The organism is Herbaspirillum sp. GCM10030257 (genome assembly GCF_042666555.1).
Classification (GTDB): Bacteria; Pseudomonadota; Gammaproteobacteria; order Burkholderiales; family Burkholderiaceae_D; genus Noviherbaspirillum.
Window position 1 is genome coordinate 167,970 of the sequence record NZ_JBHTDH010000004.1, and the last position, 25,631, is coordinate 193,600.

Genomic DNA, 25,631 nt, shown 5'->3' on the forward strand with positions numbered 1-25,631 from the left:
GGGCGGAGCATAGGTATGCGGGGTGTCCTGCTCCGCTACGGCATACGCTGGTTTGTCGCGATGATGCTGACGCTGCTTGCGGCGGCGGAAATCCTGCACTACGTGCCAACCGAAATCGTCGACCGCATGGATGTCTTCGCCAACGACGTGCGGCTCCGATTGCAGAAGGGGGAACTCGATCCGCGCATCGTCATTGTCGATATCGATGAAAAGAGTCTGGCCACAGTTGGCCGCTGGCCCTGGAGCCGCGACATCATTGCAAATCTGATCGACAAGCTCGACCAGCAATATCATGCACGCACCATTGCCTTCGACGTCATCTTTTCCGAGCCGGATACCAGCTCTGGTTACGCAACGCTGGAATCGCTGGCCAGGAAGGAACTCAAGGATGTCGATGGTTTCGGAGCGCGCATCCGTGCCCTTAAGCCACGTTTCGACTATGACGGACGCATGGCCGCCGCATTGCGGGATCGTCCTACCGTCCTCGGTTATTACCTGTCCAACGAAAGCAGCGCCGTCACCAAGGGACTGCTACCCCAGCCGGTATTCAGCAAGCAGCATCTGAAGGGCAGGGAGATCGACTCTTCCGTTTATACATCCTATAGCGGCAACCTCGACGTATTGCAGCGTGCGGCCAAGGCAGGCGGTTTCATGAACCCGACGCCGGATTCCGATGGCACGATCCGTCGCCTGCCGCTGCTGGCAAGAGTCGGCGACGATTACTATGAATCGCTGGCGTTGGCGACTGCGCGCGTCGCACTGGGTGCGAGCGTGGTGCGGCCGGTTTTCTTTTCCAGCGATGAAACCCTGTTTTCGGACAGCATCAGCCAGGAATACGGGGCGCTGAAGGCAATCCGCATGAACAGCAAACCCCACACCACTATCGTGCCGCTGGAACGCAACCTCACTGCGCTGATCAACTTCCGCGGGCCCGGTGGGCCGCAGGGCGGACAGTACCGTTATATCTCCGCAGTCGATGTAATCAACGGCACGGCACCAGGCGAGCCTCTTGCTGACGCCATCGTGCTGGTGGGTACCACCTCCGCAGGTTTGAAGGACCTGCGAGCGGCACCAGTCAATATCGACTATCCCGGCGTCGAACTGCATGCCAATATTATTTCCTCGATCCTTGATGGAGACTTCAAGCAGACCCCCGATTTCAGTTTTGCCATCGAACTGCTGCAGGTTGTGGCAATCGGACTTTTCCTTGGTTTGCTGTTGCCGGTGCTGACACCGGTACTGTCGATTTTTGTCTCCTTGCTTGCCGCCGCTGCCGTGGTGGGCTGGAACTACCTGATGTACCAGACTTTCAGTTGGGTCGTTCCTTTCGCTGTGTCATTGTTGTTGATCGGCGCATTATTTGTGTTCAATCTTGCATGGGGTTATCTGTTCGAATACCGTAAGGGCAGGGCGATGGTTAACCTCTTTGGCGAATATGTGGCGCCCGAACTCGTCGCTGAAATGGCCGCCAATCCACAGAGCTACAGCATGGAGGGTGAAAGCCGCGAATTAACGGTACTGTTCTGCGACGTACGTGGATTCACGACGATTTCCGAAGGACTGGATCCGAACGCCTTGCGCGAATACATCAACATTTATCTGACCGCGATGTCCGAAGATATTCGCGGCAACCGTGGCACGCTCGACAAGTACATCGGCGATGCGGTGATGGCGTTCTGGGGTGCTCCTGTGGCCTTGCCGGACCATGCTGAACGCGCGGTTGCCAGCGCACTGCATATGCAGCAGACCGCGCACCGCCTGAATCGGGACTTTCTGGCACGCGGTTGGCCGCCGCTGAAAATCGGCATCGGCCTCAATACCGGAGAAATGCGGGTCGGCGACATGGGATCCAAAATCCGGCGCGCCTATACGGTGATGGGCGATGCGGTGAACCTGTCTTCCCGTCTCGAAGGGATTACCAAGGTTTATGGAGTCGGCATTGCAGTCGGCGCGGTAACTCGCGCTGCGGCTCCAGCGTTCGCGTATCGGGAACTTGATCGCGTGCGTGTCAAGGGGAAGAACGAGCCGGTGCCGATCTTCGAACCGGTTGCGCTGGAGTCCGAGATCGACGAAGCAACGCGAGCAGAACTGGATCAATGGCATGCCACCCTCGCGATGGTGCGCAGCCAGCAGTGGGATAGCGCGGAACAATCATTGCAGAGCCTGCTGACAGGCGATCCGCAGAACGGGCTCTACCAGCTCTACCTAGAGCGGGTTGCGTATTATCGACAGCATCCGCCGGGTCCGGATTGGGATGGTGTGACGACATTCGAAACAAAATAAGCGGGTCCGCAATGAAAGCAATCAAGTCGGCAGCGACCGAGGCTCGGACTGCGATGATCGCTGCGGTCGTGTTCGCTCCCGTTGCCGGCTGCCAAACCAGAGCGCGTACTGATGGGTGATCTCCGCGCCGAGGAAAAAAATCTGCGCAGAGTAATAGACCCATAACAGCAGCGCGATCATTGAACTGGCGGCACCGTAACCACTCGCAACCTTGCTGCTTCCAAGATAAGCGCCTATGAGATTTTTGCCGATGATGAAGAGTGCGGCGGTCACCAGCGAACCAATCAATACATCACGCCACGGCAGCCTTACCTGAGGGAGCAGCCGGAAGATGGCGGCGAACAGGCTGGTGATGACACCGAATGATACGACGGACGATATCGGTAGCAGAATGGCCGATGCGTCGGCCCAGTAGCCACCGACATATTTCTCCAGTACCGCCAACGCCGCATTGATCGAGAGTGATACCAGCAGCAGAAAAGCCAGGACCAGAATCAGGCTGAATGACAGTATCCGGGTACGGATGAAGGCCACGATCCCTGACTGGCGCGAAGGAGGGGTGTGCCAGATTTCATCGAGACTGTCCTTCAGCTCGCCGAACACGGTGGTTGCACCGACCAGCAACAGAACAAATGCCGACATTGAAGCAACCAGACCACTAGTTGGGTTGCGTACGCTGGCAAGCAGAAGCTGGATTGCCTCTGCGCCAGCCTTCCCGACTAGACCGTCCAGTTCATGGAAAATGGCGCCACGCGCTGCCTCCTCGCCAAAAATCGCGCCGGCAATGGCGAGAACCATTACCAGCACCGGCGCCAGCGAGAACAGGGTATAAAAGGCCAGCGCCGCACCTTTGCTCGATGCGCGGTCGCTGACCCAGTTCTCCACTGCGCCTACAACCATCGGGCGCAGTCTTGAAAGGACACTGGCAGGAGGAGCGAGGTTTGCTGATTCCATGCGTCAATGCGCCAAATTGGAAAGGATTAGCCTGGTTCAATTATGGCGCGGTCGATGGGCATTGCCATGCGCCAGCACAAGCTTGTACAGGTGAATCCCTACCGGATGCCGCATGCCGAAGCGGATACAACTTGTTGCAACCATTACGAGCCGACACTGGAGTCACACCGTGCTTTGTCGTTTAATTGGCTTATCAATTCTACCGAGAACAAATCATGAAAACCTTCGTTACCAAAGCTCTCGCCTCCCTGCTCGCAGCCGGAATGTTTACCGCCTGCGCAAGCCCCGGTTATGGCCCGGTTGCTACCCAACCTTATCCATCGAGCGCAGGTGGCTATCCGGCTGGAACCTATCCTTCCGGAACATCTCCTTCCAGGCCTTACCCGGCTACGTCGCCCTCCTATGCCTATAGTCATGGAACCGTGGATTCGATTCAGGTTGTACAAGGTGCGCCGGCCGCAAACAACGGTATCGGCCTCGGTACGGTAGTAGGCGGTGTCGTTGGCGGTCTGTTAGGCAATCAGGTTGGTAGCGGCAGTGGCCGGAAAGCGGCGACTGTCGCGGGTGTTGTCGGCGGCGCGGTCGTGGGTAACCAGATGGAACAGCGCAATGGGCAAGCGCGCGACGCCTATCAGGTTGGCGTGAGGATGGATAACGGAAGTTACCGCACCGTGGTGCAGGACAATGTCGCCGATCTGTACGTGGGTGGCCGGGTACGTATCGAGAACGACCGTGCGTATCGTCAATAGAAAATCAGCTTTGAGCTAACAAACTTTAAGTGACACGATGATTCATCGAGGCTGATGGACGGCTGGTGTTCGATGTCGCATAGCGACAGGCGGCCACCAGCCCGCTCGCCGCGCTTGCATAAGTGTAGTCGCTCGCCATACTGACACTTGCACGTGAAAACTTTTCCCAGGCTGATTGATCCGATAGCAGCATTGCGGCTGCCTTACTCCAGGCGCCGGTGTCGAGATTTTCCACCAATCCATTACGGCCATGTACGATCAGCTCATTGGCCACGCCGGCATGTGGCGAGACCAATACCGGTAACCCGGCGGCACAGGCTTCATTGGCCACTACACCCCAAGGGTCCCACAGAGTTGGAAACAGGAAGATCTTCGCCGAATGATAGAGCGAGGGCAGCACTGCATGCGCAACAAAGCCCTGGAACCGCGCATCGACCTGCGCCGCATGCTGCGCGGCATGCGCCCTTAGTGCCTCTTCCTGTTCGCCAGTGCCAACAAACAGGATGCTGACTTTCCGCCCCAACCTGCGCGACGTGTGCAAGGCAACATCAAATGCAAACATGGGATTTTTGACCGGCTCGATTCGGCCGCAAAACAGAAAGTCGACCTCCCGTTCCTGCGCGTTTTCAGAAGTCGCGAATACCGCATTATCAATGCACAGGCAGGAGCGGAAGCAGGCTTCATCGGCAATGCCATAGCTGCGATGCAAGCGGCGGCCGCCAGAGCTTGCTGATACAAAAGCCGCACTGCGTGCATACACGAGGCGACGCACTGCCTTGTGCCACTTGCCCAAGCCCCTTTCCGACACATCTGTGCCGTCCGTCATCGCGACATGGGGAATATGTTTTGCCAAGCAATAGGCAAAGGCATACAAGTGTGTGGGATTGAAACCACCGGTGACCACGACATGCGGCGCAAAGCGATGCAGTGCAGGCACGACGCCGGGATTGTTATGGATGTAACGTCCGCGAATGGTGATGATCCGTTCGCGCAGGAATTCATGACCGAAGTCAAGCGAAGGAATTTCCCACCGGCGGTTCGGCTCGCGCCGTGTGCAAAACAAGACTTGCAGCGCGACGCCCGGTGTGCGGTCCAGCGCCTGAAAGAACGGCACACGGTAAGGCGGTAATTCGTTGGAAACAAGAGAGATGCGTAACATCGTTGACCTGTTCATATTGCGAAAGGCGACTGTTCCGGTGAACACCTGCAAAAAGCAGTACGTGTGATCGTGTTTATCTCGGCTTGTTCAATGTTTCACTCCCGAAGGCAGAGATATATCAACCCGCAAACCGCCACTGCCCAAATTTGGGGCAAATGGTTGTGCCACCATGCCGGTGTTACACGGTCAGCACGAAGCTGCCTACCAGATTCGGGTTGATCTGTAAGGGTAAAAACCACCAAATCACACAGGATTGACTTGATTGGGGTGTAAAGCCCACACAATTGCAAATTTATTTGTTCCAGAAAGTAATTTTCCGCGCAAACCCGCAGCCAGACGCCATTTCTTTTGTTAGAATCTGCTCCTTTTCTGAAAGGAATGCGATGAACAAAACTGAACTGGTAGATGCAATTGCAGCAGAGTGCGATCTGTCGAAAACCGCTGCGCAACGCGCACTGGACTCGGTGATCAACAACATTGTCAAAGCTGTTGCAGAAGGCAAGACCGTCCAGCTGGTCGGTTTCGGCAGCTTCGGTAGCGGCGTACGTGCAGAACGCACCGGCCGTAATCCGCGTACCGGCGAAGAAATCAAGATCGCTTCCGCAAAGACTGTGAAATTCTCCGCAGGCAAAGCATTCAAGGACGCCGTCAACGGCTGATCCTTCGGGCGAGACGCCTCGGGCGTTCTCGCCGCTTTCCGGGGCCTGCTGCATCTACGCAGGTATCCGCGAACAACCGCTTCAGTTTTATTTCGCGATATCCCTGCTGAACCTTTGCTGAATCACTTTATCTTCCCACCTTATCCGTAGCCAATTGCTCCAGTAAGGCCGTGACTTCGAGTGCGCCAGCTGGTTTGACCAGATGATGGTTGAAACCCGCCGCCTTCGAGCGCGAATGATCCTGAGCCTGGCCATAGCCACTCAATGCAATCAGCACTGCTTCGCTACCACCTTCCTCTTCGCGCAAGCGTCTTGCCAGCTCATAACCATCTATATCCGGCAAGCCGATATCTAGGAGAAATACCTGGGGTTTCTGTTGCCTTGCACTTTGCACTGCCTCGGCGCCTGAATACGCAACGTAGACCTGATGGCCTCTGGCATTGAGCAGCATGGCAAGTGTATCCGCGGCATCAATATTGTCATCCACCACCATGACCTTCAGGCCAGTCTGCGGCGCTGAAGGAATCGCGCCTTTTGTCCTTGTCCGCTCGCCGGTGCCGGCTCCGTCGTGCCGAGGCAGGCAGAATGTAAATGTGCTGCCGTGTCCCTGACCGCCGCTGCTTGCCTCGATTGTGCCGTCGTGCAGCGTAACGAGGCTGCGCACCAGTGCGAGCCCCAGGCCGAGGCCTCCCTGAGCGCGATCAGGAGAACGTTCGCCCTGGGTAAAAAGCTCGAAGATATGCGGCAGTAGTTTGGCGTCGATTCCGACACCATCGTCTCGTACGCTGACGACGATCCTGTCTGCTTCTTCGTGCATGCGGAGTTGAATTTCGCCGCCTTCCGGTGTGTACTTCGCCGCATTGTTCAGCAAGTTTGCCAGCACCTGGACCAGCCGCGTACGGTCACCCACCACCAGAAGCGCGTGGTCCGGAATGTCGAGTTTCAGCCTGTGCCGACGTGCGTCAATCAGCGTTCGCACCTGCTCGATGGCGCCTGCTGCGACATCATGCAAATCCAGTACTGTCTTTTCCAGCGTGACCAGTCCACCGGTCACGCGGGACACATCCAGCAAATCATCGACCAGGCTCGTCATGTGTTCGGCCTGGCGGGCGATGATGTCACTGGCCTTGCGTACCATTGGCTGGTCAGCGCCAAGCATTTTCAGAATTTGTGCGGCATTGCTGATCGGCGCCAGCGGATTGCGCAACTCATGCGCCAGCATCGCCAGAAATTCATCCTTGCGGCGATCGGCGGCACGCAAGGCTTCGTCGGCAAGCTTGCGGTCGGTAACATCGTAGCCTTCGACAAAGATGCCTGCGACCGTTCCATCCGTATCAATCACCGGCTGAAAGATGAAATCGACAAATCGCTCGGTCGCCGGACCGCCGGGCGTTCTCTGCAAGACAACCCGTTCCTGCTGCGCAAAAAAGGGCTCACCGGTAGAAAACGCATGATCGAGCCTGGCGAAGAAGGGCTGTCCTTCGATCTCGGGCAGGGCAAGTCGTACCGGCTTGCCGATGATATCCCGTGCGCCGATCAGGCGCATGTAAGCCGCATTGGCAAGTTCAAATACATGATCGGGACCGCGCAACACCGCCATGAAGCCCGGTGCCTGCTGAAATAATGCGCGAAGTCGATTGCCTTCCGCTGCCAGTTGTGAACTCAGCGCTTCTTCCGCGGCGCGCCGCTTTTCTTCGGCACGCGCGCGTTCGACGGCAGCCCAAGTGCGTTCGGCGACGTGCTCTGCCAGCGTCTGATCTTCATTGGTCCATCGACGCGTGCCCGGCTCATGCAGATAAAGAAGTGCGGTCAAGCGACCTACCTTGATCAGCGGGACGATCAGCAGGGAACGGGTGTCAATACTGGCGTAGCCCGCCGCATAGGGGGCGGACCGTGGGTCGTCTGCAATATTATCCAGCCGCAGCACACGCCCTGCACGCAGTTCGGCAATGATGTCGGGACCAAAGCTGTCTAACGGGCGAGTTTCTCCGGCCAGACTAGTACCCCCCGGCGCGGTCCAGTCACGAGCGACGGAGACGAACTGGCCGCTTGCATCGATCTCTGCGTAACCTACGCGCGATACTTGCAGATGTTGTCCCAACGCTGCTGCGGCGACTTCGGTAATTTCGTAAGGGTCATCCAGGTCGCGCAACAGGTCGGCGATCTTCAGTTCAAAGGCTTGCCGGCGTTCCGCGAGGATCTGTGCGGTAGTTTCGGTGCAGGCGCAAAACATGCCGGCGATGTTGCCGTTTTCGTCGCGGGCCGGCGAGTAGGAAAACGTGAACCAGGTCTGCTCCTCATGCCCGTTGCGCAGCATCAGCAGCGGCAAGTTTTCGTTGAAGGTCGCTTCGCCGGCAAGAGCACGCTCGATCAATGGACTGATGACTGGCCAGATCTCAGTCCAGATAACCTCGAAGCGGCGGCCCAGTGCGTCCGGATGTTTGGCCCCGAGCACTTCGATATACGGATCGTTATAGAGAAAGCCGAGCTCGGGACCCCAGGCAAGAAACATTGGAAACTTGGAATCAAGCATCAAGCCGGTCACCGTGCGCAACGCAGGGGACCAGTGCTGCGGTAGACCGAGTGGCGAATTGCTCCAGTCATGTTCGCGCATCAATGCGCGCATTTTGCCGTCGCCTGAAAGGAAGTCGAAATTGCCAATGAAAATGCTATTCAAAACGGGTCTGCTCCAACGGATGGCACAAAGTTCGCAGCAAGTGTTGCATCACGGAATCGGAGTGCAAATTGAGATACGTTATTCTGCAGCAAATTCCATATTCAGGGCAGCAAGATCGACAGCTCCGGTGCGCCCAAATAGAGATGAGGAATTCTTTACGCAAGGTCTTTACACCGATTCGGGTTCCGATTCGGCGATGTCTGGCGCTGCAAGCACGGTTGCACCCTGAACGTCTTTGCGCATAACACAGCATATTTAGGATGAGCCGACTCAGCAGGCGGAATCGAGTCGGCACCTCTGATGAAGCTTTTTATATTTATCAAATAGACAATTCCACAATGCCTTTGTAGACTGCCAAGCTGCTTTTAACTCACACGTCGCTTTAAGAGAAAATCCATGTTTGATTGCAGATTTGAGCTCAACAACCAGCCGATGAGTAAGTTTCAAATCCTCACGGCATCCTATCCAGCATTTTCTGGGCTTGGAGGGGAAGTCAATAAACGCAGTGCGGCATGCCTCCAAAACCTCGGGCCGATTCCGGTTGGTACTTACTACATCGTCGATCGCGAGTCAGGAGGATTGCTTGGTCCGCTGTGGGACAGAATCAAGGGCCGAACCGACTGGTTCGCGCTGTACGCGATTGACAGCGTCATCGACGATCGTACCTATTGCAAGGAGGTTGAGCGAGGAAATTTCCGCCTTCACCCCAAGGGGCCAAGTGGTTTAAGCAAAGGTTGCATTGTGATGGTAAATCGCGCCCACTTTAACCATGTCAGAAGTGTTTTGAAAAGTGTCAGGCCGATTACCATCCCGGGTACGAAGCATATGGCCTACGGGAAGGTGGAGGTCAGATGAAGCGCGTGGCGAAAGCGTTGTTTGCCCTTGTGATCTGGGCAGCGGGGGCACTTTTTTTGACGCGTCTTTGGCTGAGCAATCCAGATACGGGACTATCTCTGCCTGCGTCGTGGTGGCAATGGCTGGACGGAATCTACGGATCCAGCAATGCGGAGGAGGTCGCGGATCTGGAATTTTTGGTCGGATTCACGATTGCTTTGGTCGTGCTGGCTGTTGCCAGTGTACTGGCCTTCTGCGCTTTGCGTTTCGTGCGATCGCATCAACTGCAGTAAACATAAGGTGCGGTCCACGCACCGTTTCACTGCTGTAAGGAATGTCGGAAATTTAGAGTCGGATATAAGCTCTTCAACATACATAATGCAGGTCCGCAGCAAATTCCATATTCAGGGCAGCAAGATCGACAGCTCCTGTGCACCCCGCAATAGCGCCGGAAGAAATTCTTCCCGCATCTTCGCTGCACTGACGCGGGTCGCTTGCGCACCGATGTTCAGCGCGGCAATCACATTCCCCGAAGCGCCGTTCACTGGCACTGCAATCGAGCGAAGACCGATTTCCAGTTCCTCTTCCACCAGTGCATATCCACTGTTCCTTACCTGCGCAAGGATCTCGCGAATCCGCGCTTCCGATACCACGGTCTTGTCGGTATAGGCCTTGAGTTCCACCCGGGCAAAGTAAGCGGACAAGGCTTCGTCGGACAAATGCGCGAGCAGGACCCGGCCAAGCGATGTGCAATAGGCGGGCAGGCGACTGCCGGTATTGAGGGCGACCGACATGATGCGCGCCGTCGCTGAGCGCGATACGTAGAGCACTTCGCCCTCATCCAACATGGCAAGCGAGCACGATTCATTGAGGGCGCGACTGATGGCATTCAGGCAGGGCTGGGCCGAAACGGTCAATGGCGTCGATGACAGATAGGAATAACCCAGCGTCAGGATCTTGGGCTTGAGCGAAAAATTATTTGCTTCCGAATCGACATAACCGAGTTGCCTCAGCGTATGCAGGCAGCGCCTGACGGCCGCTCGCGGAATTCCGGTACGGTGACTGATCTGCGCGATAGTGAGGCTGCGCCGCTGATCGCTGAAGGCGCGTATCACAGCAAGCCCGCGTGCCAGCGAAGTCATAAAGCTGGGATCGGTCAGCGCGTCGATTTCTTCGGCGATGGTCAATACCTTTTTGCCGCCATGTTCCCTGCTGTCCTCAGCGGTCCGCGGATTGTTGCTTGTCATCTTGTTTTCCCAAGTTTACTGCCTGCAGCGCATTGCCGTATTGTCCAACGGACAATTGCTCTGCCGTTATACGTATCGCGTATTCCGTTCGGCCACCGAACACATTTGTATAACCCGCCTTGACGCTTGCCAATCGTGATAGCTACACTGCAATGGTTGTTCTATAAACAGACATTAGTTCGTTTATCGCACAAAGTCAACGCAAGCTTCCTATCATCAACAGGAACCAACGTGATCAATAAAATTTGCGACTCGCTGCACGCAGCAGTGAGCGATATCCACGACGGCGCGACCGTCATGATCGGCGGCTTTGGCAATGCCGGCATGCCTTCGGCACTGATCGACGCGCTGCTGGAGCAGGGCGCACGCGAGCTCACCATCGTGAACAATAATGCAGGCAATGGCGAGACCGGACTGGCAGCGCTGCTCAAGGCAAAGCGGGTGCGCAAAATCATTTGCTCGTTCCCGCGCCAGGTGGACTCCCAGGTGTTCGATGCGCTTTACCGGGCCGGCGAAATCGAGCTTGAATTGACGCCGCAAGGCAATCTTGCGGAGCGCATTCGCGCGGCCGGCGCTGGTATCGGTGGCTTCTTTTCTCCCACCGGCTATGGCACCTTGCTGGCCGAGGGCAAGGAGACGCGTGTCATCGACGGTCGCAACTATGTGTTTGAAACCCCCATCCATGCAGACTTTGCGCTGATCAAGGCCTTGCGCGGCGACCGCTGGGGTAACCTTGTCTATCGCAAGACCGCACGCAATTTCGGCCCGATCATGGCGATGGCGGCCAAATGCACCATCGCGCAGGTAGTAGAAGTGGTCGACCTCGGTCAACTGGACCCGGAAGCGATCGTCACGCCAGGGATCTTTGTGCAACGTGTGGTCCAGGAAGGAAAACCAGCATGAAACGATTCAGCCGCGACCAGATCGCCGCACGCGTGGCGAAAGATATACCGGAAGGCGCATACGTCAATCTCGGCATTGGCTTGCCTACCATGGTGGCGAACCACTTGCCAAAGGAACGGGAAATTTTCCTGCACAGCGAAAATGGCTTGCTGGGCATGGGTCCCGCACCGGCACCCGGCGAGGAAGACGAAGACCTCATCAATGCCGGCAAGCAGCCGGTTACCTTGCTCACCGGCGGCGCGTATTTTCATCATGCCGATTCCTTCGCGATGATGCGAGGCGGACATCTGGATATCTGCGTGCTCGGCGCATTCCAGGTTTCCGCAAAGGGAGACCTGGCCAACTGGCATACCGGCGCGCCGGATGCGATTCCTGCCGTCGGCGGCGCGATGGACCTTGCAGTCGGCGCCAAGCAAGTGTTTGTGATGATGGAACACCAGACCAAGGCCGGCGAAAGCAAGATCGTCGCAGCATGCACTTATCCGCTGACCGGCATCGGCTGTGTCAACCGCATCTTCACCGACCTCGCAGTTATCGATGTGACGCCACAGGGATTGCTGGTGCGCGAGATCATCGACGAACTGCCATTTGAAGACCTGCAACGCATCACCGGCGTTCCACTGACGCTGGCCCGGCTCTGACCTTTTCTGCCAAGGACACATCATGACTGACGCATTTATCTGTGACGCGATTCGTACCCCGATTGGCCGCTATGCCGGCGCGCTCAAGGATGTGCGCGCCGACGATCTCGGCGCCGTGCCGCTGCGCGCGCTGATGGAGCGCAACAAGGGCGTTGACTGGACTCAGGTACAGGACGTGTTATACGGCTGCGCCAACCAGGCCGGCGAAGACAACCGCAACGTGGCACGTATGTCATTGCTGCTGGCAGGGTTGCCGCAGGACGTGCCGGGCGCGACCATCAACCGCCTGTGCGGTTCCGGCATGGATGCGATCGGAACCGCCGCCCGCGCAATCAAGGCCGGCGAGACCAGCCTGATGATTGCCGGCGGCGTCGAATCGATGACGCGTGCACCGTTTGTCATGGGCAAGGGCGACAGCGCGTTCTCGCGCAATGCGGCGATCTACGACACCACCATCGGCTGGCGCTTCGTCAACAGGCTGATGAAGGAAATGTATGGTGTCGATTCAATGCCGGAGACAGCCGAGAACGTCGCGGTCGATTACAAGATCAGCCGCGAAGACCAGGATCTGTTTGCCGTCGCCAGCCAGAACAAGGCAGCCGCTGCGCAAAAGAACGGCAACCTCGCCCAGGAAATCACACCGGTCACCATTCCGCAAAAGAAGGGCGATGCCATCATCGTTGACCATGACGAGCACCCGCGTGCCACCAGCGTCGAAGCGCTCGCCAAACTGAAAGGCGTGGTACGCCCGGATGGCAGCGTCACTGCTGGCAATGCGTCTGGTGTCAACGACGGCGCTTGTGCGCTGCTGCTGGCAAATGAAGACACCGCGAAGCGCTTTGACTTGACACCGCGTGCCCGTATCGTCGGCATGGCCACCGCAGGCGTTCCGCCACGCATCATGGGCATCGGCCCGGCGCCGGCATCCCAGAAGCTGTTAAAGCAGCTTGGCATGACAATCGATCAGATGGATGTGATCGAACTGAACGAAGCCTTTGCGTCGCAGGGCCTGGCGGTATTGCGTGAACTCGGTGTGGCGGATAACGATCCGCGCGTCAATCCCAATGGCGGGGCAATCGCGCTCGGCCATCCGCTCGGGATGAGCGGCGCGCGCCTGGTCACCACGGCGATGTACCAGCTGCACCGCACGAATGGACGCTTTGCACTCTGCACCATGTGCATCGGCGTGGGGCAAGGTATTGCGATGGTGATCGAGAGGGTATAAGCGTATTCTCCTCTCATCGCCACCCTAATTTTCCTGCAGCCATGACCGAATCGCCACTTGCCAGCCTGACCGGGACCATGTTTTCGACTGCCGCGATGCAGCAGGTATTCAGCGCCGCATCCTGCGTGCAGGGCATGCTGGATTTCGAGGCCGCGCTGGCACGTGCAGAGGCGCATGTCGGTGTGATACCCGGCAGCGCCGTGGCATCGATCGCCCGCGGTTGCGACGCATCGGTGATCGACCTCGGTAAGCTGGCGCAAGACGCTGCAACATCCGGCAATCTAGCAATACCCCTGGTCAGGCAACTGACTGCAGCCGTTGCCGCCTACGACAAGGACGCCGCCAAGTTCGTACACTGGGGGGCAACCAGCCAGGATGCAATCGATACCGGACTGGTACTGCAATTGCGTGGCGCACTTGAGCTGCTAGATGCAGATCTCGACCGCCTTATCGCAGCACTGGCCAGTCTTGCGTCGCGTCACAGAGACACGGTCATGGTCGGGCGCACCTGGATGCAACATGCGTTGCCCATCACCTTCGGACTCAAACTTGCCGGATGGCTCGATGCATTGTTACGCCATGAAGAAAGAATAGCGAGCTTGCGGCCGCGCTTGCTGGTGTTGCAGTTCGGCGGTGCGGCCGGCACGCTGGCAAGCCTGGGTGACAAGGGCACACAAGTCGCCGAGGCACTGGCGCAAGAACTGAAACTGGAACTGCCGGACACGCCATGGCACACGCAACGCGACCGCATGGCCGAGTGTGCAAGCGTGCTCGGCATGCTGACCGGCTCGCTGGGCAAGATGGCACGCGACATCTCGCTGCTGATGCAAACCGATGTCGCCGAAGTGTCCGAGCCTACTGGTGAAGGGCGTGGTGGCTCTTCGACCATGCCGCACAAACGCAATCCTGTTGGTTGCGCCGCAATACTCGCATGTGCGACGAGAGTACCGGCACTGGTATCGACCATGCTGTCGGGCATGGTGCAGGAACATGAGCGTGCACTCGGCGGATGGCAAGCAGAATGGGATACCTTGCCGGAGATCGTGCAGTTATCGGCCGCGGCATTGCAGCAGACGCGTGAAATCGCGGAAGGGATGAGCGTCGATGGGGAGCGCATGCGCGCCAATCTGGACCTTACCCACGGCCTCATCATGGCCGAGGCAGTCACGCTGGCGCTTGGCAATGCCATGGGACGGCTCGCTGCCCATCAGGTGGTTGAAGCCGCTTGCCGGAAAGCTGCAAGCACCGGGCAAGACCTGCGTGAAGTGTTATCGGATGAGCCGTCCATCACTGAGGTGCTGCCACCGGCAAAGATCGATGAGTTGCTCAATCCCGCTCACTACCTTGGACAAGCAGGCTATTTTGTCGACCGTGTGCTGCAATCCTGCCGCGGCCGCCAACGCAAAGGAGAACAATAAGCATGCTTTTTATCGATATCAATGACGCCCGCCTGCATTACGAAGTCGATGGACAGGAGGGGAGGCCCTGGCTGATCCTGTCGAATTCGCTCGGCACCCACCTGGAAATGTGGGCACCACAGATGGCAGCGCTACGCAGTCGCTTCCGAGTGCTGCGTTATGACACACGGGGACACGGCATGTCGGCGGTACCGGAAGGACCGTACAGCGTCGAACAACTGGGACGCGATGTCGTCGCCCTGATGGATGAGCTCGGTATTGCACGTGCGCATTTCTGCGGCCTGTCGATGGGTGGCATGACCGGCATGTGGCTCGGCGTACATGCAGCCGAGCGTATCGATCGGCTGGTGCTGTGCAATACCTCTGCACTGATTGGTCCTGCCGAGGTATGGAATACGCGTATCGCCAAAGTGAATAGCGAAGGCATGGATGCTATTGTGCCGGCAGTGATCGACCGTTGGTTTACGCCTGCCTACCAGCAGCGTGCACCGCAGGAAGTTGCCCAGGTGCGCGACATGTTGCTGCAGACACCGGCAGACGGTTACACCGCGAATTGCGCCGCGGTACGGGACATGGATCAGCGCGCAGATATCGCCGGCATCAAGGCGCCGACGCTTGTCATTGCCGGCACGCATGACCTTGCCACGCCCGCAAAGGATGGCAAGGCCGTTGCTGACAGCATTCCGGGTGCCCGTTATGTAGAACTGGATGCGGCCCATCTTTCCAACTGGGAGCAGGCTGAGCGCTTTACAGCCACGCTGGTCGACTTCCTCACGCAAGGAGCCTGAGATGGATGAGCGCGAACGCCATGCCAAAGGCATGGAAATCCGTAGGGCGGTACTGGGCGACGCGCATGTGAATCGCGCTCAAGCCAATGCAAATGCCAATGCACTGAATGCCGAATTCCAGGATCTGATCACGCGCTATGCATGGGGAGAAATCTGGACCCGCCCCGGCTTGCCACGCCATACGAGGAGTTTGCTGACCATCATGGCAATGGTGGCGCTGAATCGTGAAGAAGAACTCAAGTTGCATCTGCGTGCGGCGGCCAACAATGGCGTCACGCGCGACGAGATCAAGGAAGTGTTGCTGCAGGCGGCGATTTACTGCGGCGTGCCGGCGGCCAATTCAGCGTTTCATATGGCGCAGGAAGTTTTCCGGCAGGTAGATGCCGAGAATGCCGGGTGACTGAGAGATGTTGATTCAGCTCCTTGAATCAGAGAACCTGAATCAACATCCTGTCTGTTAACACGATTGTGGAGTTATCCATGCGCGCTGACTACTCAGTACATCGAACAGAGATGCCGCATAACCAGTACCGTTAAATATATTAATAAGCCATTCCAGTCATCACAGAGAAGGAGACACATCATGCGGCATCCCACACGACAGAGGTGGCAGCCATGGTGAGCAATTTCATCGGCGTGCTGTTTGACGGTATCGCCTACGGCAGCCTGCTGTTTCTGATCAGTGTCGGCCTGTCGGTCACAATGGGCTTGATGAATTTCGTCAACCTCGCGCACGGCGCGTTTGCGATGCTGGGCGGCTATGTCTGCGTCACGCTGATGCTGCGCATGGGCTTGCCGTTTCTGCTATCGCTGCCGGTTGCCTTCATTGCGAGCGCCGCAGTTGGCTTCGTGCTGGAGCGCAGTCTTTATCGCCGCCTGTACAAGGCCAGCCATCTTGATCAGGTATTGTTTTCGATTGGCCTTACTTTCATGGCGGTCGCCATGGCGACGTATGTCTGGGGCCCGCAGCAACAGCCGGTATCCTTGCCCGACTGGTTGCGCGGACAGGTATCGGTATTCGGTCTCGATCTGGGCGCTTACCGCTTATTCATGATCGCGGTGGTCATCGTCATTACACTGGCGCTGGGATACCTGATCGAGCGTACCCGCTTCGGCGCGCAGATCCGCGCCTCGGTCGACAACCAGGCGGCATCGGCCGGACTGGGTATCAATGTCAATCGCGTATTCAGCCTGACATTCGCGCTGGGCTCCGGTCTCGCGGGCCTCGGCGGTGGCCTGGGTATCGACGTACTCGGCCTCGACCCGACCTTTCCAATCAAGTACATGGTGTACTTCCTGCTCGTCGTCGCGGTAGGCGGCGCAGGGACCATCAAAGGGCCGCTGCTGGCAGCAATCATCCTCGGCGTATTTGATGTCGCCGGCAAATACTATGTCCCGTCGGTCGGCGCATTCGTCATTTATGCATTGATGGTGGTCCTGCTGTTCCTATTCCCCACCGGACTGATCGGGAGGCGTTCATGAAACCTGCTCCCTACGCAGCCCCGGCCCAGCCGCAACCGGTTGTGCCTGCAAAACCGATTCGCCACCCACTGCCCAACGATCGCTGGAAGCCACTGGAAATCGTGTTCTGGCTATTGCCGCTGGCATCGTATTTCCTGTTTCCAGGCTACCTCGTACTGATCAGCCAGATGATGATTGTCGGCTTGTTTGCGGTATCGCTGGATCTGATTCTGGGCTATGCGGGCATCGTGTCGCTGGGACATGCGGCATTCTTTGGCCTGGGTGCCTACACCGCCGGTTTGCTGTCGGTGCATGGCTGGAGCGAACCGATCAGCGGCTTGCTGATTGCCGCTGTCGTGTCGGGCCTGTTTGGTTTCCTTGTCAGCTTTCTGGTGGTACGTGGACAGGACCTGACACGTCTGATGGTCACGCTTGGCGTCGGCCTGATGTTATATGAGGCTGCCAACAAGGCAGCCTTCCTGACAGGCGGTGTCGATGGCTTGTCCGGTGTGTCGATGAACAAGCTGTTTGGGGTGTTTGAATTCGACCTGTACGGCAAGACTGCATTCTTCTACAGTTTTGGTGTGCTCTTTATCATCTTTGTGCTGCTGCGCCGCATGGTCAATTCACCATTCGGGCTCGGCCTGATAGGCATTCGCGAAGGAGGAAAGCGCATGCCCGCCATCGGGGCCGATGTCAACAAGCGACTGACCGTCATCTTCACGGTCGGTGCAACGGTGGCCGGTATTGCCGGTGCCTTGCTTGCCCAGACCACGCAATTCGTCGGTCTTGATTCGCTTAGCTTCGCACGCTCGGCGGAACTGATGATCATCCTGGTGCTTGGCGGCACCGGCCGCCTGTACGGTGCTCTCATCGGCGCGCTGGTCTTCATGCTGGCGCAGGATTACATCGCGGGCCTCAATCCGGCTTACTGGCAATTCTGGATTGGCCTGCTGCTGATCGTTATCGTGCTGTTCGCACGCGGCGGCATTCTGGGTGGCGCTGAACGCCTGGTCAACATGACAAAAACATCGGCCCGCAACAAGGAGGGTAAGTCATGAACACGACCCTACGCACACAGGGCTTGTCGAAACAATGGGGTACTTTTAAAGCCAACAGCGATGTCAGCCTGACGTTTACACCAGGTGCACGGCATGCGTTGATCGGGCCGAACGGCGCGGGCAAGACAACCTTTATCAATTTGTTGACCGGTAGCCTCGCGCCGACCAGCGGCAAGGTATTTTTTGGTGAGGAAGACATTACCGCGCTACCGCAACACAAGCGGGTCAAGCGCGGCATGACGCGGACCTTCCAGATCAACACATTGTTTGCGGGGCTCACCGTGCTGGAATCGGTGGTGCTGGCGATCTGCGAACGTGAAGGCAAGCATTTCACCTGGTACAAAACCGTCGCGCAGCAGCATGCGGAAATCGACGAAGCAATGGCCTTGCTGGGCATGCTCAAGCTGGAGCGTGACGCGACGACCGTGACGCGCAGTCTTCCCTACGGCAAGCAGCGCCTGGTTGAAATTGCGCTGGCGCTGGCGACGAAACCTCGGGTGCTGCTGCTGGATGAACCCGCGGCCGGCATCCCGTCCGCTGAAAGCAAGGAATTGTTCGACGTGATCGCCAAACTGCCACGCGATGTCACCATCCTGTTCATCGAACACGACATGGGACTGGTATTCCGTTTTGCCGAACGCATTACGGTCATGGTCGGCGGCAAGGTGCTGACGGAAGGAACGCCCACTGACATCGCGGCCGATCCGCGCGTCAAGGAAGTCTATCTGGGAGAAGCAGAACATGGCTGAGTTGCTCGCACTTGACAACGTCACCGCAGGTTACGGCGAGTCGGTGGTGCTCGAAGGCATTTCACTGACCATGCAGGATGGCGACAGCCTTGCATTGCTGGGCCGCAATGGCGTCGGCAAGACCAGCTTGCTCGTGACGCTGATGGGGCTGACGAGTATGCATGGCGGTGCGATACGCTGGCAGGGCAGCGACATTGTGCGCGTGCCCACGCATCTGCGGGCCCATGCGGGCCTGGGCTGGGTGCCGCAGGAACGCTTCATGTTTCCTTCACTGACAGTGGAAGAACATTTGACGGTCGTGGCCCGCCCCGGCGAATGGGATGTCAAAAAGATCTATGACGTTTTTCCGCGTTTGCAGGAGCGGCGCTCCAATATGGGCAACCAGTTATCCGGCGGTGAACAGCAGATGCTCGCGATTGCGCGTGCACTGATGGTCAATCCGAAACTCTTGTTACTCGATGAACCGATGGAGGGACTGGCCCCCATCATCGTGCAGGAACTGACCCGCGTGATTCGGGGCCTGGTCGCTGACCGCGGCATGTCGGTGATCATCGTCGAGCAGCATGCCCGACTGGCGTTGTCACTGACCAAGCGTGCGATCGTTCTCGACAGGGGACGCATCGTGCACGAGTCGGATAGCAGCAGTCTGATGCAAGATCCGGAGACGCTGAACCGCCTGGTGGCCGTGGCCTGATTCTGTCCGGGCCGCTGACACCGGGCAGGGCGGAACTTCGGATAGGCACTTTCCTGCACATCATGCCGATGTGCGGGACAATACGGCCATGACAACATCGATCAACAGCAATACGGCGAGCCGTCCGGCGTCACCGCTGCTCCTTGCATTCACCCTTTTTCTCGTCGCCATCAATCTGCGTCCCGCACTGTCGGGTGTTGCGCCGCTTCTTGCCGCGATCCGTGCGACGACCGGCCTGTCAGCCACCGGTGCAGGGAGCCTGACGACCTTGCCGGTGCTTTGCTTCGGCGTGATTGCGCCGCTTGGCCCCTTGCTGGCGGGACGTTATTCTGCGGAGCGCACCATCCTTTTCGGCCTTCTGGCGCTCGCCGCCAGCGTGGTGCTGCGCGTTTTCTTTGGCCTGCCAGGATTGTTCGCCGGTACCTTTCTGGCAGGAGCGAGCATCGGCGTAGTCATGGTCCTGTTGCCGAGTGTCATCAAGCGGGATTTCCCGGAAAGCGCCGGCATCATGACCGGCTTGTACACCATGGGCCTGAGCCTTGGCGCGGCGGTTGCCGCCGGCGTTGCTGTGCCAATTCAGCAACTGGCAGATGGCGACTGGCGCGTGTCGCTGGCCTTCTGGGTATTACCCGCCTTGCTTGGCGCGGTCGCCTGGGGTGTATTCGGTGTGCATGGCAATGCGGCCTCTGTGCAAAAGCGTTATCGCGTGACCGGTCTGCGCGCAAGCCGTATCGCCGGGTACGTCGCACTGTTCATGGGGTTGCAATCGATGCTCGCGTACTGCGTATTCGGTTGGCTTCCCACCATCCTGATCGATCGTGGATTCACGCCGCTCGTCGCTGGTGCCGCCCTGTCGGCGTCGATCGCGGCGCAACTCCTAACGGCCCTGGGTGGGCCATCGCTGGCCAGCCGCGGCAAGGACCAGCGACTCGTCGTCACGGTGATGTTGTTGTTTACGGCGGCCGGACTGATGGGATGTATGTATGCACCGGTTTCGCAGATCTGGTTCTGGTCCGTGGTGCTTGGCCTGGGGCAGGGCGGCACCTTCAGTGTCGGCATGATGCTGGTCGTTTTGCGTTCGCCGAACGCGCAGATCGTCGCCTCGTTATCCGGCATGACACAGCTGGTGGGTTATCTGTTGGCTGCGGTTGGACCCTTCGTCGCCGGTGTGATGCGGGATGCGACCGGCAACTGGGATCTTGCGGCGGGGTTCTTCATGGTGACGGCGGTCGCAGCCTTGTTGATGGGCATCGGCGCTGGGCAGTGCGTGTATGTACAGGCGAAGGTCGAAGAGATTGCGGCGTCGTAGTACGCAACGAGCCTTTCTTTAGGGCATCCTTGACGTAGTTGCTCAGCAAGGTGTCACGCGGCTCCACCGCATGGGAAGGTGCTGCTGAGCTGACAGTCGCAACTTTCCGATTCAAGGGTATCAAACACTTAATAGCATCCGCGCTACAGGATGTAGCAACCGGAACTGAAACTTGTGCAACTTACCTGATCCGGCGCCATGTAAATGCAATTGGCGACTCTCAATAGATTCTGATTCCGGCGCTGGGCTATCCAGGAAAAGGGCTTATGTCTGGAAAAGAGCGGGGGAGCGGTCCTTCGAACAAAAAGACGAGAGATGCCGCACGCGAACCATTGCCCGCTAGGTAGATTGCACGAACGTCTGCTATAACGGACAGTTAGCGATTGGCTTCATTGGTTTCCGGTTATGGGCTAAAGGTCGATCAGGCATCGCGGATAATCGCGACCCCTGAACTGCCATGCTAGTGCAAAAAATGCTGAACCTTGGTTCAAAAACTTCATCCGAGGACTCCATGAGAATAGCCCTGTTTATTACCACCAACATGGAGAAAATCCTCGCGGAATGGGAAGCGTTTGCCCGGACGCAACTCCCTGCCGCAACAGGCATGTCGGACCTTGCGCTTCGCGACCACGCGAAACAGATGCTTGAAACCATCGCATTGGATATCGAAACCGAGCAAAGCTCAAAGCAGCAGTACAACAAATCCAAGGGCCTTGACCCTGCTGTTACCGATGAGGTAACGGCAGCAGCGACACATGGCACGCTTCGTGAAAACAGCGGGTTCTCGCTGCCCCAACTTCTTGCAGAATTCCGCGCGCTCCGTGCTACCGTCCTGCGGTTGTGGTTGCCCCAAATTCAACACTTTACCGAAGCGACATCGACCGACATGCTCCGCTTCAATGAAGCGATCGACCAAGCGCTGGCAGAGTCCGCCGTAACCTATTCCGATCGGAACGCCCGGACGCGCGATACATTCCTGGCCATCCTTGGACATGATCTGAGGACGCCGCTCGCTGCAATGACAATGGCCGGCGACTTGCTCACGACGGCGGAGATGGAAACCGGACGAATCAGGAAAACAGGCACCGTCATCAAGACAAGCGCCGCTACCATGACATCAATGGTTCATGATCTGCTTGAATATTCCCGGACACAGCTTGGTGAGAGTATGCCGATAGTACGTCGTCAAGTGGATCTGGAGGATGTATGCAGGGCAGCGCTCCATGATGTTGGCGCAGCGCGCCCGGAATGTTCGTTCGAGCTGGCGATGTCAGGAGATCTGGTTGGCTCCTTCGATTCGGTACGGCTTCAGCAAGTGTTGACTAATTTATTGAGTAATGCTGCCCAATACCGGGGGAAAGAGCATCCGGTCGTGCTTTTTGCAGCAGGCGAGAGCGATAAGATTACCATTCATGTGCAAAATCATGGCCCGGTCATCCCTTCGGAATCACTTCAGGCAATCTTCGACCCGTTGGTTCAGCTTGCGGTAGAGGACAAGCCCGACGGTCGGCCGAGAACGAGCTTGGGACTGGGATTATTTATAGCTCGCGAAATCACGGTCGCGCATGGTGGCACCATCAGTGCAGAATCGAGTGAAGGCATGGGCACCGTATTTACGGTGCAGCTGCCACGAGCGGCGGAAGGCACATAAAAGGTATTTGCAAACTTGCGCAGAGCACGATCTCAATAGTCAGTTAACCTGGACAAAACCGATTGGTTTAAAGAGCCATGAAGCATGAATTGATGCTGCCAAGCGTTTTCGGACCGCCATGGTCTTCGCGCTTGATCAGAGGATGTAAGCTTGGAGGGGATGGTAAAGCGTGGATGGGTAGCCAGGTAGAGGCGCGGGCGGGCAGGCTGAAATATTGCTTGTTGGTCCATAAATTGGGGAGAATCGGTTTGGTGAGGTCTAATACCAATCCCAACCCATAACGCACCATGACATCGCGTCTTTTTCCGCCTGCCTGCGTTGCACTCGTCATCAATAGCAAGGCTATTGACTCCTCCTGCGCCTTGCCAGTCAAAAAAATCCATCGATCTCATTTGTCACGTTACAGGTTGGAATTGGTATAACCGGTTACTTGGCAGGAATGAGAAGGGCTGACCAGAAATGGCCAGCCCTTCTCATTCATTTGATTCAATCCTGCGTCTGCAGGCTAGGTGCTCCAGGTTCCATCCGACCACCAGCCCACGACCGGCCTTTACTTGCCGGGATCCTTCATATCCGCAAACTTGTCGAATTCAATGTTGTAGACTTCATTGCCGCGTTTCTCGACCTTGCGGATATACACGGTCTGAACCACGTCCCGCGTTGCGGGATCGATAGTGATCGGTCCGCGCGGACTGTTGATTTTCATGCCCTTGAGTGCAGCCATCGCCTTATCGGCATCAATCTTGCCATTCAACTTTTTCGACACTTCATAGATGACATGCATGCCGTCATAGGCAGCCACGGCCATGAAGTTCGGACGCCCGCCGTTAGGGTTGGCAGCGGCGAAGTTCTTCAGGAAGGTTTTGTTTTCCGGCGATTCGTGCGCAGCCGAATAATGGAAGCTGGTGATAACACCCAACACCGCATCGCCCATTGCCGGCAACACATGGTCGTCAGTCAGGTCGCCGGTGGCGATGACCTTGATGCCGGCTTCCGCGAGGCCGCGTTCACGATAGCCCTTCATGAAGGCGATACCCTGTTCGCCCGCCGGCACGAAGATGAACACCGCTTCAGGTTTGGCATCCTTGATACGCTGGATAAAGGGTGCGAATTCAGGGTTGCGCAATGGTACGCGGATTGATTCCAGCACTTGTCCGCCGCCGCCGACGAAATTGGTCTTGAAGGCGGTTTCCGCATCGATCCCGGGGCCGTAGTCAGCGACCAGGGTGACGACGCGCTTGATATTGTTCTTGACCGCCCAGGTGGCCATCGGAGCGGATATCTGCGGCAGTGTCATCGAGACCCGCGCGATGTAGTTCGACTTGGTCGTGATGATCGAGGTCGCCGCATTCATGATGATCATCGGCTTCTTCGCCTGCTCGGCGATCGGTGCGACCGCCAATGCTTCCGGTGTCAGTCCGAAGCCCGCAAGGAAATCCACCTTGTCGCGCACCACCAGTTCCTGTGCGAGGCGCTTGGCAACTTCGGGTACCGGACCGGTCGTATCCTTGATGATGATTTCGACTTTCTTGCCGGCGACCTTGTCACCGTATTGCTGCATGTAGGCCTTGATGCCGCCTTCCATCTGCTTGCCATAATCGGCGAAGGGGCCGGAGAAAGGTGCAATCAGGCCGACCTTGATGGTTTCCTGTGCATAGGCGCTGAATGAGGTCAAACCGAGGGTTCCGATGGTGCCAATGGCGGCAATGGATGCCAGTATCCTGCTGAACTTCATGCTTGTCTCCTGTATGTGGCCGGTTAGCTCTTCATATCAGCATTGGCAGGACTGGCCTGTCAATGCCACTGTCAAAACGATCATAACTGAATAGCGGTTCGCTCAATAGCGATTTGTTCGGTTGCCGAACAGTTTCCAGGGTAAGGCCGCTGCCGGCCGCTGGCTTCTGACAACTATCTGCTCACTCTATTTTTTCATAAGGCAGGCCGACGTAATTTTCCGCGATCGTTGTACGTCCCGCCAGCGAGCCGGTGTAGTAATTCAGGTCCGCGAGCTGTATGCGCTGACCGAATGGGTCGTCGGATAGCTTGTGCAGGATCGAGGTCATCCACCATGAGAAACGCTCCGCCTTCCAGATGCGGCGCAGGCAGATATCGGAATAGCTGTCGAGCAAATCGGTGCGGCCCTCGTGGTACGCCTTGCGCAGCACATGGTAGAGCGTATAGACGTCGCTGGCAGCCAGGTTCAGGCCCTTTGCACCGGTGGGCGGTACGATATGCGCGGCGTCGCCAACCAGGAACATGCGGCCGAACTTCATCGGCTCGGCCACGAAACTGCGTAGCGGCGCAATGCTTTTTTCAATCGACGGACCGGTTACCAGCGAGGCGGCGACATCGTTCGGCAGACGGGACTTTAATTCATTCCAGAAACGCTCATCCGGCCATTGCTCGATCTTGTCGTCCAGCGAGCACTGCACGTAGTAACGGCTCAGTACATCGGAGCGCATGCTGCAGAGCGCAAAACCCCGTTCATGATTGGCATAGATCAGTTCATGCGCGACCGGCGGTGTGCGCGACAGCACGCCGAGCCAGCCGAACGGATAGACCCGTTCGAAGGTATTAAGCTGGTCTTTGGGGACCGACTTGCGCGACACCCCGTGGAAGCCGTCGCAACCGGCAATGTACTCGCATTCCAGTGTCACGGTTTCACCATTTTTCACAAAGGTCACGCGTGGCTGCTCACCTTCAAAATCATGCAGTGCGACATCGTGTGCTTCATAAATGCTGATGCCCCCAGCGGCGGCCCGTGCTTCCATCAAATCACGCGTGACCTCGGTCTGGCCGTACACCATCACGGTCTTCCCGCCGGTGAGGCCTTTCAGGTCGATACGTTCACGGCGGCCGCTGAAGGCTAACGTAACGCCTTCATGTACTTGCCCCTCACGATCCATACGTGCACCTGCGCCAGATTCGCGGATCAGATCGACGGTGCCTTGTTCCAGCACGCCGGCGCGGATGCGGCCAAGGACGTATTCCGGCGTTTTGACTTCGAGAATCACGTTGTCGATACCCTGGCGCTGCAGCAACTGGCCGAGCAGCAGGCCGGACGGGCCGGCACCAATAATGGCAACCTGAGTTTTCATGACGGTCTCCTGACTTCCTGAATCCGTATTGTTGTGGTCTGAGCAGTGATATCAACGTATCTTCGTCCACA

General features: G+C 57.5%; 24 protein-coding genes. 17 read left to right on the forward strand and 7 right to left on the reverse strand.

Features of this window, described 5'->3' with window-relative positions; translation table 11 throughout:
• Positions 1-15: 15 nt before the first annotated feature.
• Positions 16-2,283 (forward strand): CHASE2 domain-containing protein, encoded by a 2,268-nt coding sequence (locus tag ACFQUU_RS07705; protein WP_382245066.1) that lies wholly within the window; start codon positions 16-18, stop codon positions 2,281-2,283.
• 21 nt (positions 2,284-2,304) lie between these two features.
• On the opposite strand, the gene ACFQUU_RS07710 is transcribed toward ACFQUU_RS07705, so the two are convergent.
• Positions 2,305-3,237 carry a YihY/virulence factor BrkB family protein gene (locus tag ACFQUU_RS07710; RefSeq protein WP_382245069.1) on the reverse strand — a complete coding sequence of 311 codons (933 nt, stop codon included), beginning with the start codon at positions 3,235-3,237 and terminating at the stop codon, positions 2,305-2,307.
• Between the two features lie 215 nt (positions 3,238-3,452).
• Between ACFQUU_RS07710 and ACFQUU_RS07715 the strand changes: the two genes are divergently transcribed.
• Positions 3,453-3,986 (forward strand): glycine zipper 2TM domain-containing protein, encoded by a 534-nt coding sequence (locus tag ACFQUU_RS07715; RefSeq protein WP_382245071.1) that lies wholly within the window; start codon positions 3,453-3,455, stop codon positions 3,984-3,986.
• Positions 3,987-4,011: 25 nt separating this feature from the next.
• On the opposite strand, the gene ACFQUU_RS07720 is transcribed toward ACFQUU_RS07715, so the two are convergent.
• On the reverse strand, positions 4,012-5,145 hold the full coding sequence (locus tag ACFQUU_RS07720) for a glycosyltransferase family 4 protein (protein ID WP_382245074.1): 1,134 nt from the start codon (positions 5,143-5,145) through the stop codon (positions 4,012-4,014).
• Between the two features lie 356 nt (positions 5,146-5,501).
• Between ACFQUU_RS07720 and ACFQUU_RS07725 the strand changes: the two genes are divergently transcribed.
• Complete coding sequence (locus tag ACFQUU_RS07725) at positions 5,502-5,804, forward strand: HU family DNA-binding protein (protein WP_382245745.1); 303 nt, start codon at positions 5,502-5,504, stop codon at positions 5,802-5,804.
• Between the two features lie 127 nt (positions 5,805-5,931).
• Here ACFQUU_RS07725 and ACFQUU_RS07730 read toward each other — a convergent pair whose 3' ends face one another.
• Positions 5,932-8,481 (reverse strand): ATP-binding protein, encoded by a 2,550-nt coding sequence (locus tag ACFQUU_RS07730; RefSeq protein WP_382245077.1) that lies wholly within the window; start codon positions 8,479-8,481, stop codon positions 5,932-5,934.
• A gap of 396 nt (positions 8,482-8,877) precedes the next feature.
• Here ACFQUU_RS07730 and ACFQUU_RS07735 point away from each other — a divergent pair, with 396 nt between their 5' ends.
• A complete protein-coding gene (locus ACFQUU_RS07735) occupies positions 8,878-9,336 on the forward strand; it encodes a DUF2778 domain-containing protein (protein ID WP_382245080.1) in 459 nt (152 codons plus the stop codon).
• Positions 9,333-9,608 carry a hypothetical protein gene (locus tag ACFQUU_RS07740; RefSeq protein WP_382245083.1) on the forward strand — a complete coding sequence of 92 codons (276 nt, stop codon included), beginning with the start codon at positions 9,333-9,335 and terminating at the stop codon, positions 9,606-9,608. The genes ACFQUU_RS07735 and ACFQUU_RS07740 overlap by 4 nt, the downstream gene beginning before the upstream one ends.
• Positions 9,609-9,719: 111 nt before the next feature.
• Here ACFQUU_RS07740 and ACFQUU_RS07745 read toward each other — a convergent pair whose 3' ends face one another.
• Positions 9,720-10,562 (reverse strand): IclR family transcriptional regulator C-terminal domain-containing protein, encoded by an 843-nt coding sequence (locus tag ACFQUU_RS07745; RefSeq protein WP_382245086.1) that lies wholly within the window; start codon positions 10,560-10,562, stop codon positions 9,720-9,722.
• A 231-nt stretch (positions 10,563-10,793) separates the two neighbouring features.
• Here ACFQUU_RS07745 and ACFQUU_RS07750 point away from each other — a divergent pair, with 231 nt between their 5' ends.
• The 12 genes from ACFQUU_RS07750 (at position 10,794) to ACFQUU_RS07805 (ending at position 22,462) form a co-directional block, all read left to right on the forward strand.
• A complete protein-coding gene (locus ACFQUU_RS07750; protein ID WP_382245089.1) occupies positions 10,794-11,465 on the forward strand; it encodes a 3-oxoacid CoA-transferase subunit A in 672 nt (223 codons plus the stop codon).
• Positions 11,462-12,106 (forward strand): CoA transferase subunit B, encoded by a 645-nt coding sequence (locus tag ACFQUU_RS07755; protein WP_382245092.1) that lies wholly within the window; start codon positions 11,462-11,464, stop codon positions 12,104-12,106. Before ACFQUU_RS07750 ends, ACFQUU_RS07755 begins: the two co-directional genes overlap by 4 nt.
• A gap of 22 nt (positions 12,107-12,128) precedes the next feature.
• The gene (gene pcaF / locus ACFQUU_RS07760) at positions 12,129-13,331 is read left to right on the forward strand and encodes a 3-oxoadipyl-CoA thiolase (protein WP_382245095.1); all 1,203 of its coding nucleotides are present in this window, start codon (positions 12,129-12,131) and stop codon (positions 13,329-13,331) included.
• 41 nt (positions 13,332-13,372) lie between these two features.
• Positions 13,373-14,749, forward strand: coding sequence for a 3-carboxy-cis,cis-muconate cycloisomerase (locus ACFQUU_RS07765; protein WP_382245098.1), 1,377 nt, complete (start codon positions 13,373-13,375; stop codon positions 14,747-14,749).
• Positions 14,750-14,751: 2 nt separating this feature from the next.
• The gene (gene pcaD / locus ACFQUU_RS07770; protein WP_382245101.1) at positions 14,752-15,537 is read left to right on the forward strand and encodes a 3-oxoadipate enol-lactonase; all 786 of its coding nucleotides are present in this window, start codon (positions 14,752-14,754) and stop codon (positions 15,535-15,537) included.
• A 1-nt stretch (position 15,538) separates the two neighbouring features.
• The gene (pcaC, locus tag ACFQUU_RS07775; protein WP_382245104.1) at positions 15,539-15,937 is read left to right on the forward strand and encodes a 4-carboxymuconolactone decarboxylase; all 399 of its coding nucleotides are present in this window, start codon (positions 15,539-15,541) and stop codon (positions 15,935-15,937) included.
• Between the two features lie 215 nt (positions 15,938-16,152).
• Positions 16,153-17,019: a branched-chain amino acid ABC transporter permease gene (locus ACFQUU_RS07780; RefSeq protein WP_382245107.1), complete on the forward strand. Its 867-nt coding sequence runs from the start codon at positions 16,153-16,155 to the stop codon at positions 17,017-17,019.
• The gene (locus ACFQUU_RS07785; RefSeq protein WP_382245110.1) at positions 17,016-18,059 is read left to right on the forward strand and encodes a branched-chain amino acid ABC transporter permease; all 1,044 of its coding nucleotides are present in this window, start codon (positions 17,016-17,018) and stop codon (positions 18,057-18,059) included. The genes ACFQUU_RS07780 and ACFQUU_RS07785 overlap by 4 nt, the downstream gene beginning before the upstream one ends.
• Positions 18,056-18,808: an ABC transporter ATP-binding protein gene (locus tag ACFQUU_RS07790; protein WP_382245113.1), complete on the forward strand. Its 753-nt coding sequence runs from the start codon at positions 18,056-18,058 to the stop codon at positions 18,806-18,808. The genes ACFQUU_RS07785 and ACFQUU_RS07790 overlap by 4 nt, the downstream gene beginning before the upstream one ends.
• Positions 18,801-19,502 (forward strand): ABC transporter ATP-binding protein, encoded by a 702-nt coding sequence (locus ACFQUU_RS07795; RefSeq protein WP_382245116.1) that lies wholly within the window; start codon positions 18,801-18,803, stop codon positions 19,500-19,502. The genes ACFQUU_RS07790 and ACFQUU_RS07795 overlap by 8 nt, the downstream gene beginning before the upstream one ends.
• Positions 19,503-19,590: 88 nt before the next feature.
• Positions 19,591-20,811, forward strand: a complete 1,221-nt coding sequence (locus tag ACFQUU_RS07800; RefSeq protein WP_382245119.1) for a CynX/NimT family MFS transporter — start codon at positions 19,591-19,593, stop codon at positions 20,809-20,811.
• Between the two features lie 457 nt (positions 20,812-21,268).
• Positions 21,269-22,462, forward strand: coding sequence for a sensor histidine kinase (locus ACFQUU_RS07805; RefSeq protein ID WP_382245122.1), 1,194 nt, complete (start codon positions 21,269-21,271; stop codon positions 22,460-22,462).
• Positions 22,463-22,529: 67 nt separating this feature from the next.
• Here ACFQUU_RS07805 and ACFQUU_RS07810 read toward each other — a convergent pair whose 3' ends face one another.
• From ACFQUU_RS07810 to pobA, 3 genes are all read right to left on the reverse strand, one after another.
• Positions 22,530-22,835 carry a hypothetical protein gene (locus ACFQUU_RS07810; protein ID WP_382245125.1) on the reverse strand — a complete coding sequence of 102 codons (306 nt, stop codon included), beginning with the start codon at positions 22,833-22,835 and terminating at the stop codon, positions 22,530-22,532.
• Positions 22,836-23,012: 177 nt separating this feature from the next.
• Entirely contained in the window at positions 23,013-24,197 is a 1,185-nt protein-coding gene (locus ACFQUU_RS07815) for an ABC transporter substrate-binding protein (RefSeq protein WP_382245128.1), read from the reverse strand.
• A gap of 181 nt (positions 24,198-24,378) precedes the next feature.
• The gene (gene pobA / locus ACFQUU_RS07820; RefSeq protein ID WP_382245131.1) at positions 24,379-25,560 is read right to left on the reverse strand and encodes a 4-hydroxybenzoate 3-monooxygenase; all 1,182 of its coding nucleotides are present in this window, start codon (positions 25,558-25,560) and stop codon (positions 24,379-24,381) included.
• Positions 25,561-25,631: the final 71 nt, after the last annotated feature.

Coding starts and splice junctions, on each gene's coding strand:
- ACFQUU_RS07740 (WP_382245083.1), top strand. CDS start 9,333: ATGAAGCGCGTGGCGAAAGCGTTGTTTGCCCTTGTGATCTGGGCAGCG.
- pobA (WP_382245131.1), bottom strand. CDS start 25,560: ATGAAAACTCAGGTTGCCATTATTGGTGCCGGCCCGTCCGGCCTGCTG.
- ACFQUU_RS07745 (WP_382245086.1), bottom strand. CDS start 10,562: ATGACAAGCAACAATCCGCGGACCGCTGAGGACAGCAGGGAACATGGC.
- ACFQUU_RS07800 (WP_382245119.1), top strand. CDS start 19,591: ATGACAACATCGATCAACAGCAATACGGCGAGCCGTCCGGCGTCACCG.
- ACFQUU_RS07715 (WP_382245071.1), top strand. CDS start 3,453: ATGAAAACCTTCGTTACCAAAGCTCTCGCCTCCCTGCTCGCAGCCGGA.
- ACFQUU_RS07720 (WP_382245074.1), bottom strand. CDS start 5,145: ATGTTACGCATCTCTCTTGTTTCCAACGAATTACCGCCTTACCGTGTG.
- ACFQUU_RS07780 (WP_382245107.1), top strand. CDS start 16,153: ATGGTGAGCAATTTCATCGGCGTGCTGTTTGACGGTATCGCCTACGGC.
- ACFQUU_RS07805 (WP_382245122.1), top strand. CDS start 21,269: ATGCTAGTGCAAAAAATGCTGAACCTTGGTTCAAAAACTTCATCCGAG.
- ACFQUU_RS07765 (WP_382245098.1), top strand. CDS start 13,373: ATGACCGAATCGCCACTTGCCAGCCTGACCGGGACCATGTTTTCGACT.
- ACFQUU_RS07815 (WP_382245128.1), bottom strand. CDS start 24,197: ATGAAGTTCAGCAGGATACTGGCATCCATTGCCGCCATTGGCACCATC.
- ACFQUU_RS07735 (WP_382245080.1), top strand. CDS start 8,878: ATGTTTGATTGCAGATTTGAGCTCAACAACCAGCCGATGAGTAAGTTT.
- ACFQUU_RS07710 (WP_382245069.1), bottom strand. CDS start 3,237: ATGGAATCAGCAAACCTCGCTCCTCCTGCCAGTGTCCTTTCAAGACTG.
- pcaD (WP_382245101.1), top strand. CDS start 14,752: ATGCTTTTTATCGATATCAATGACGCCCGCCTGCATTACGAAGTCGAT.
- ACFQUU_RS07795 (WP_382245116.1), top strand. CDS start 18,801: ATGGCTGAGTTGCTCGCACTTGACAACGTCACCGCAGGTTACGGCGAG.
- ACFQUU_RS07755 (WP_382245092.1), top strand. CDS start 11,462: ATGAAACGATTCAGCCGCGACCAGATCGCCGCACGCGTGGCGAAAGAT.
- ACFQUU_RS07705 (WP_382245066.1), top strand. CDS start 16: ATGCGGGGTGTCCTGCTCCGCTACGGCATACGCTGGTTTGTCGCGATG.
- ACFQUU_RS07790 (WP_382245113.1), top strand. CDS start 18,056: ATGAACACGACCCTACGCACACAGGGCTTGTCGAAACAATGGGGTACT.
- pcaF (WP_382245095.1), top strand. CDS start 12,129: ATGACTGACGCATTTATCTGTGACGCGATTCGTACCCCGATTGGCCGC.
- pcaC (WP_382245104.1), top strand. CDS start 15,539: ATGGATGAGCGCGAACGCCATGCCAAAGGCATGGAAATCCGTAGGGCG.
- ACFQUU_RS07785 (WP_382245110.1), top strand. CDS start 17,016: ATGAAACCTGCTCCCTACGCAGCCCCGGCCCAGCCGCAACCGGTTGTG.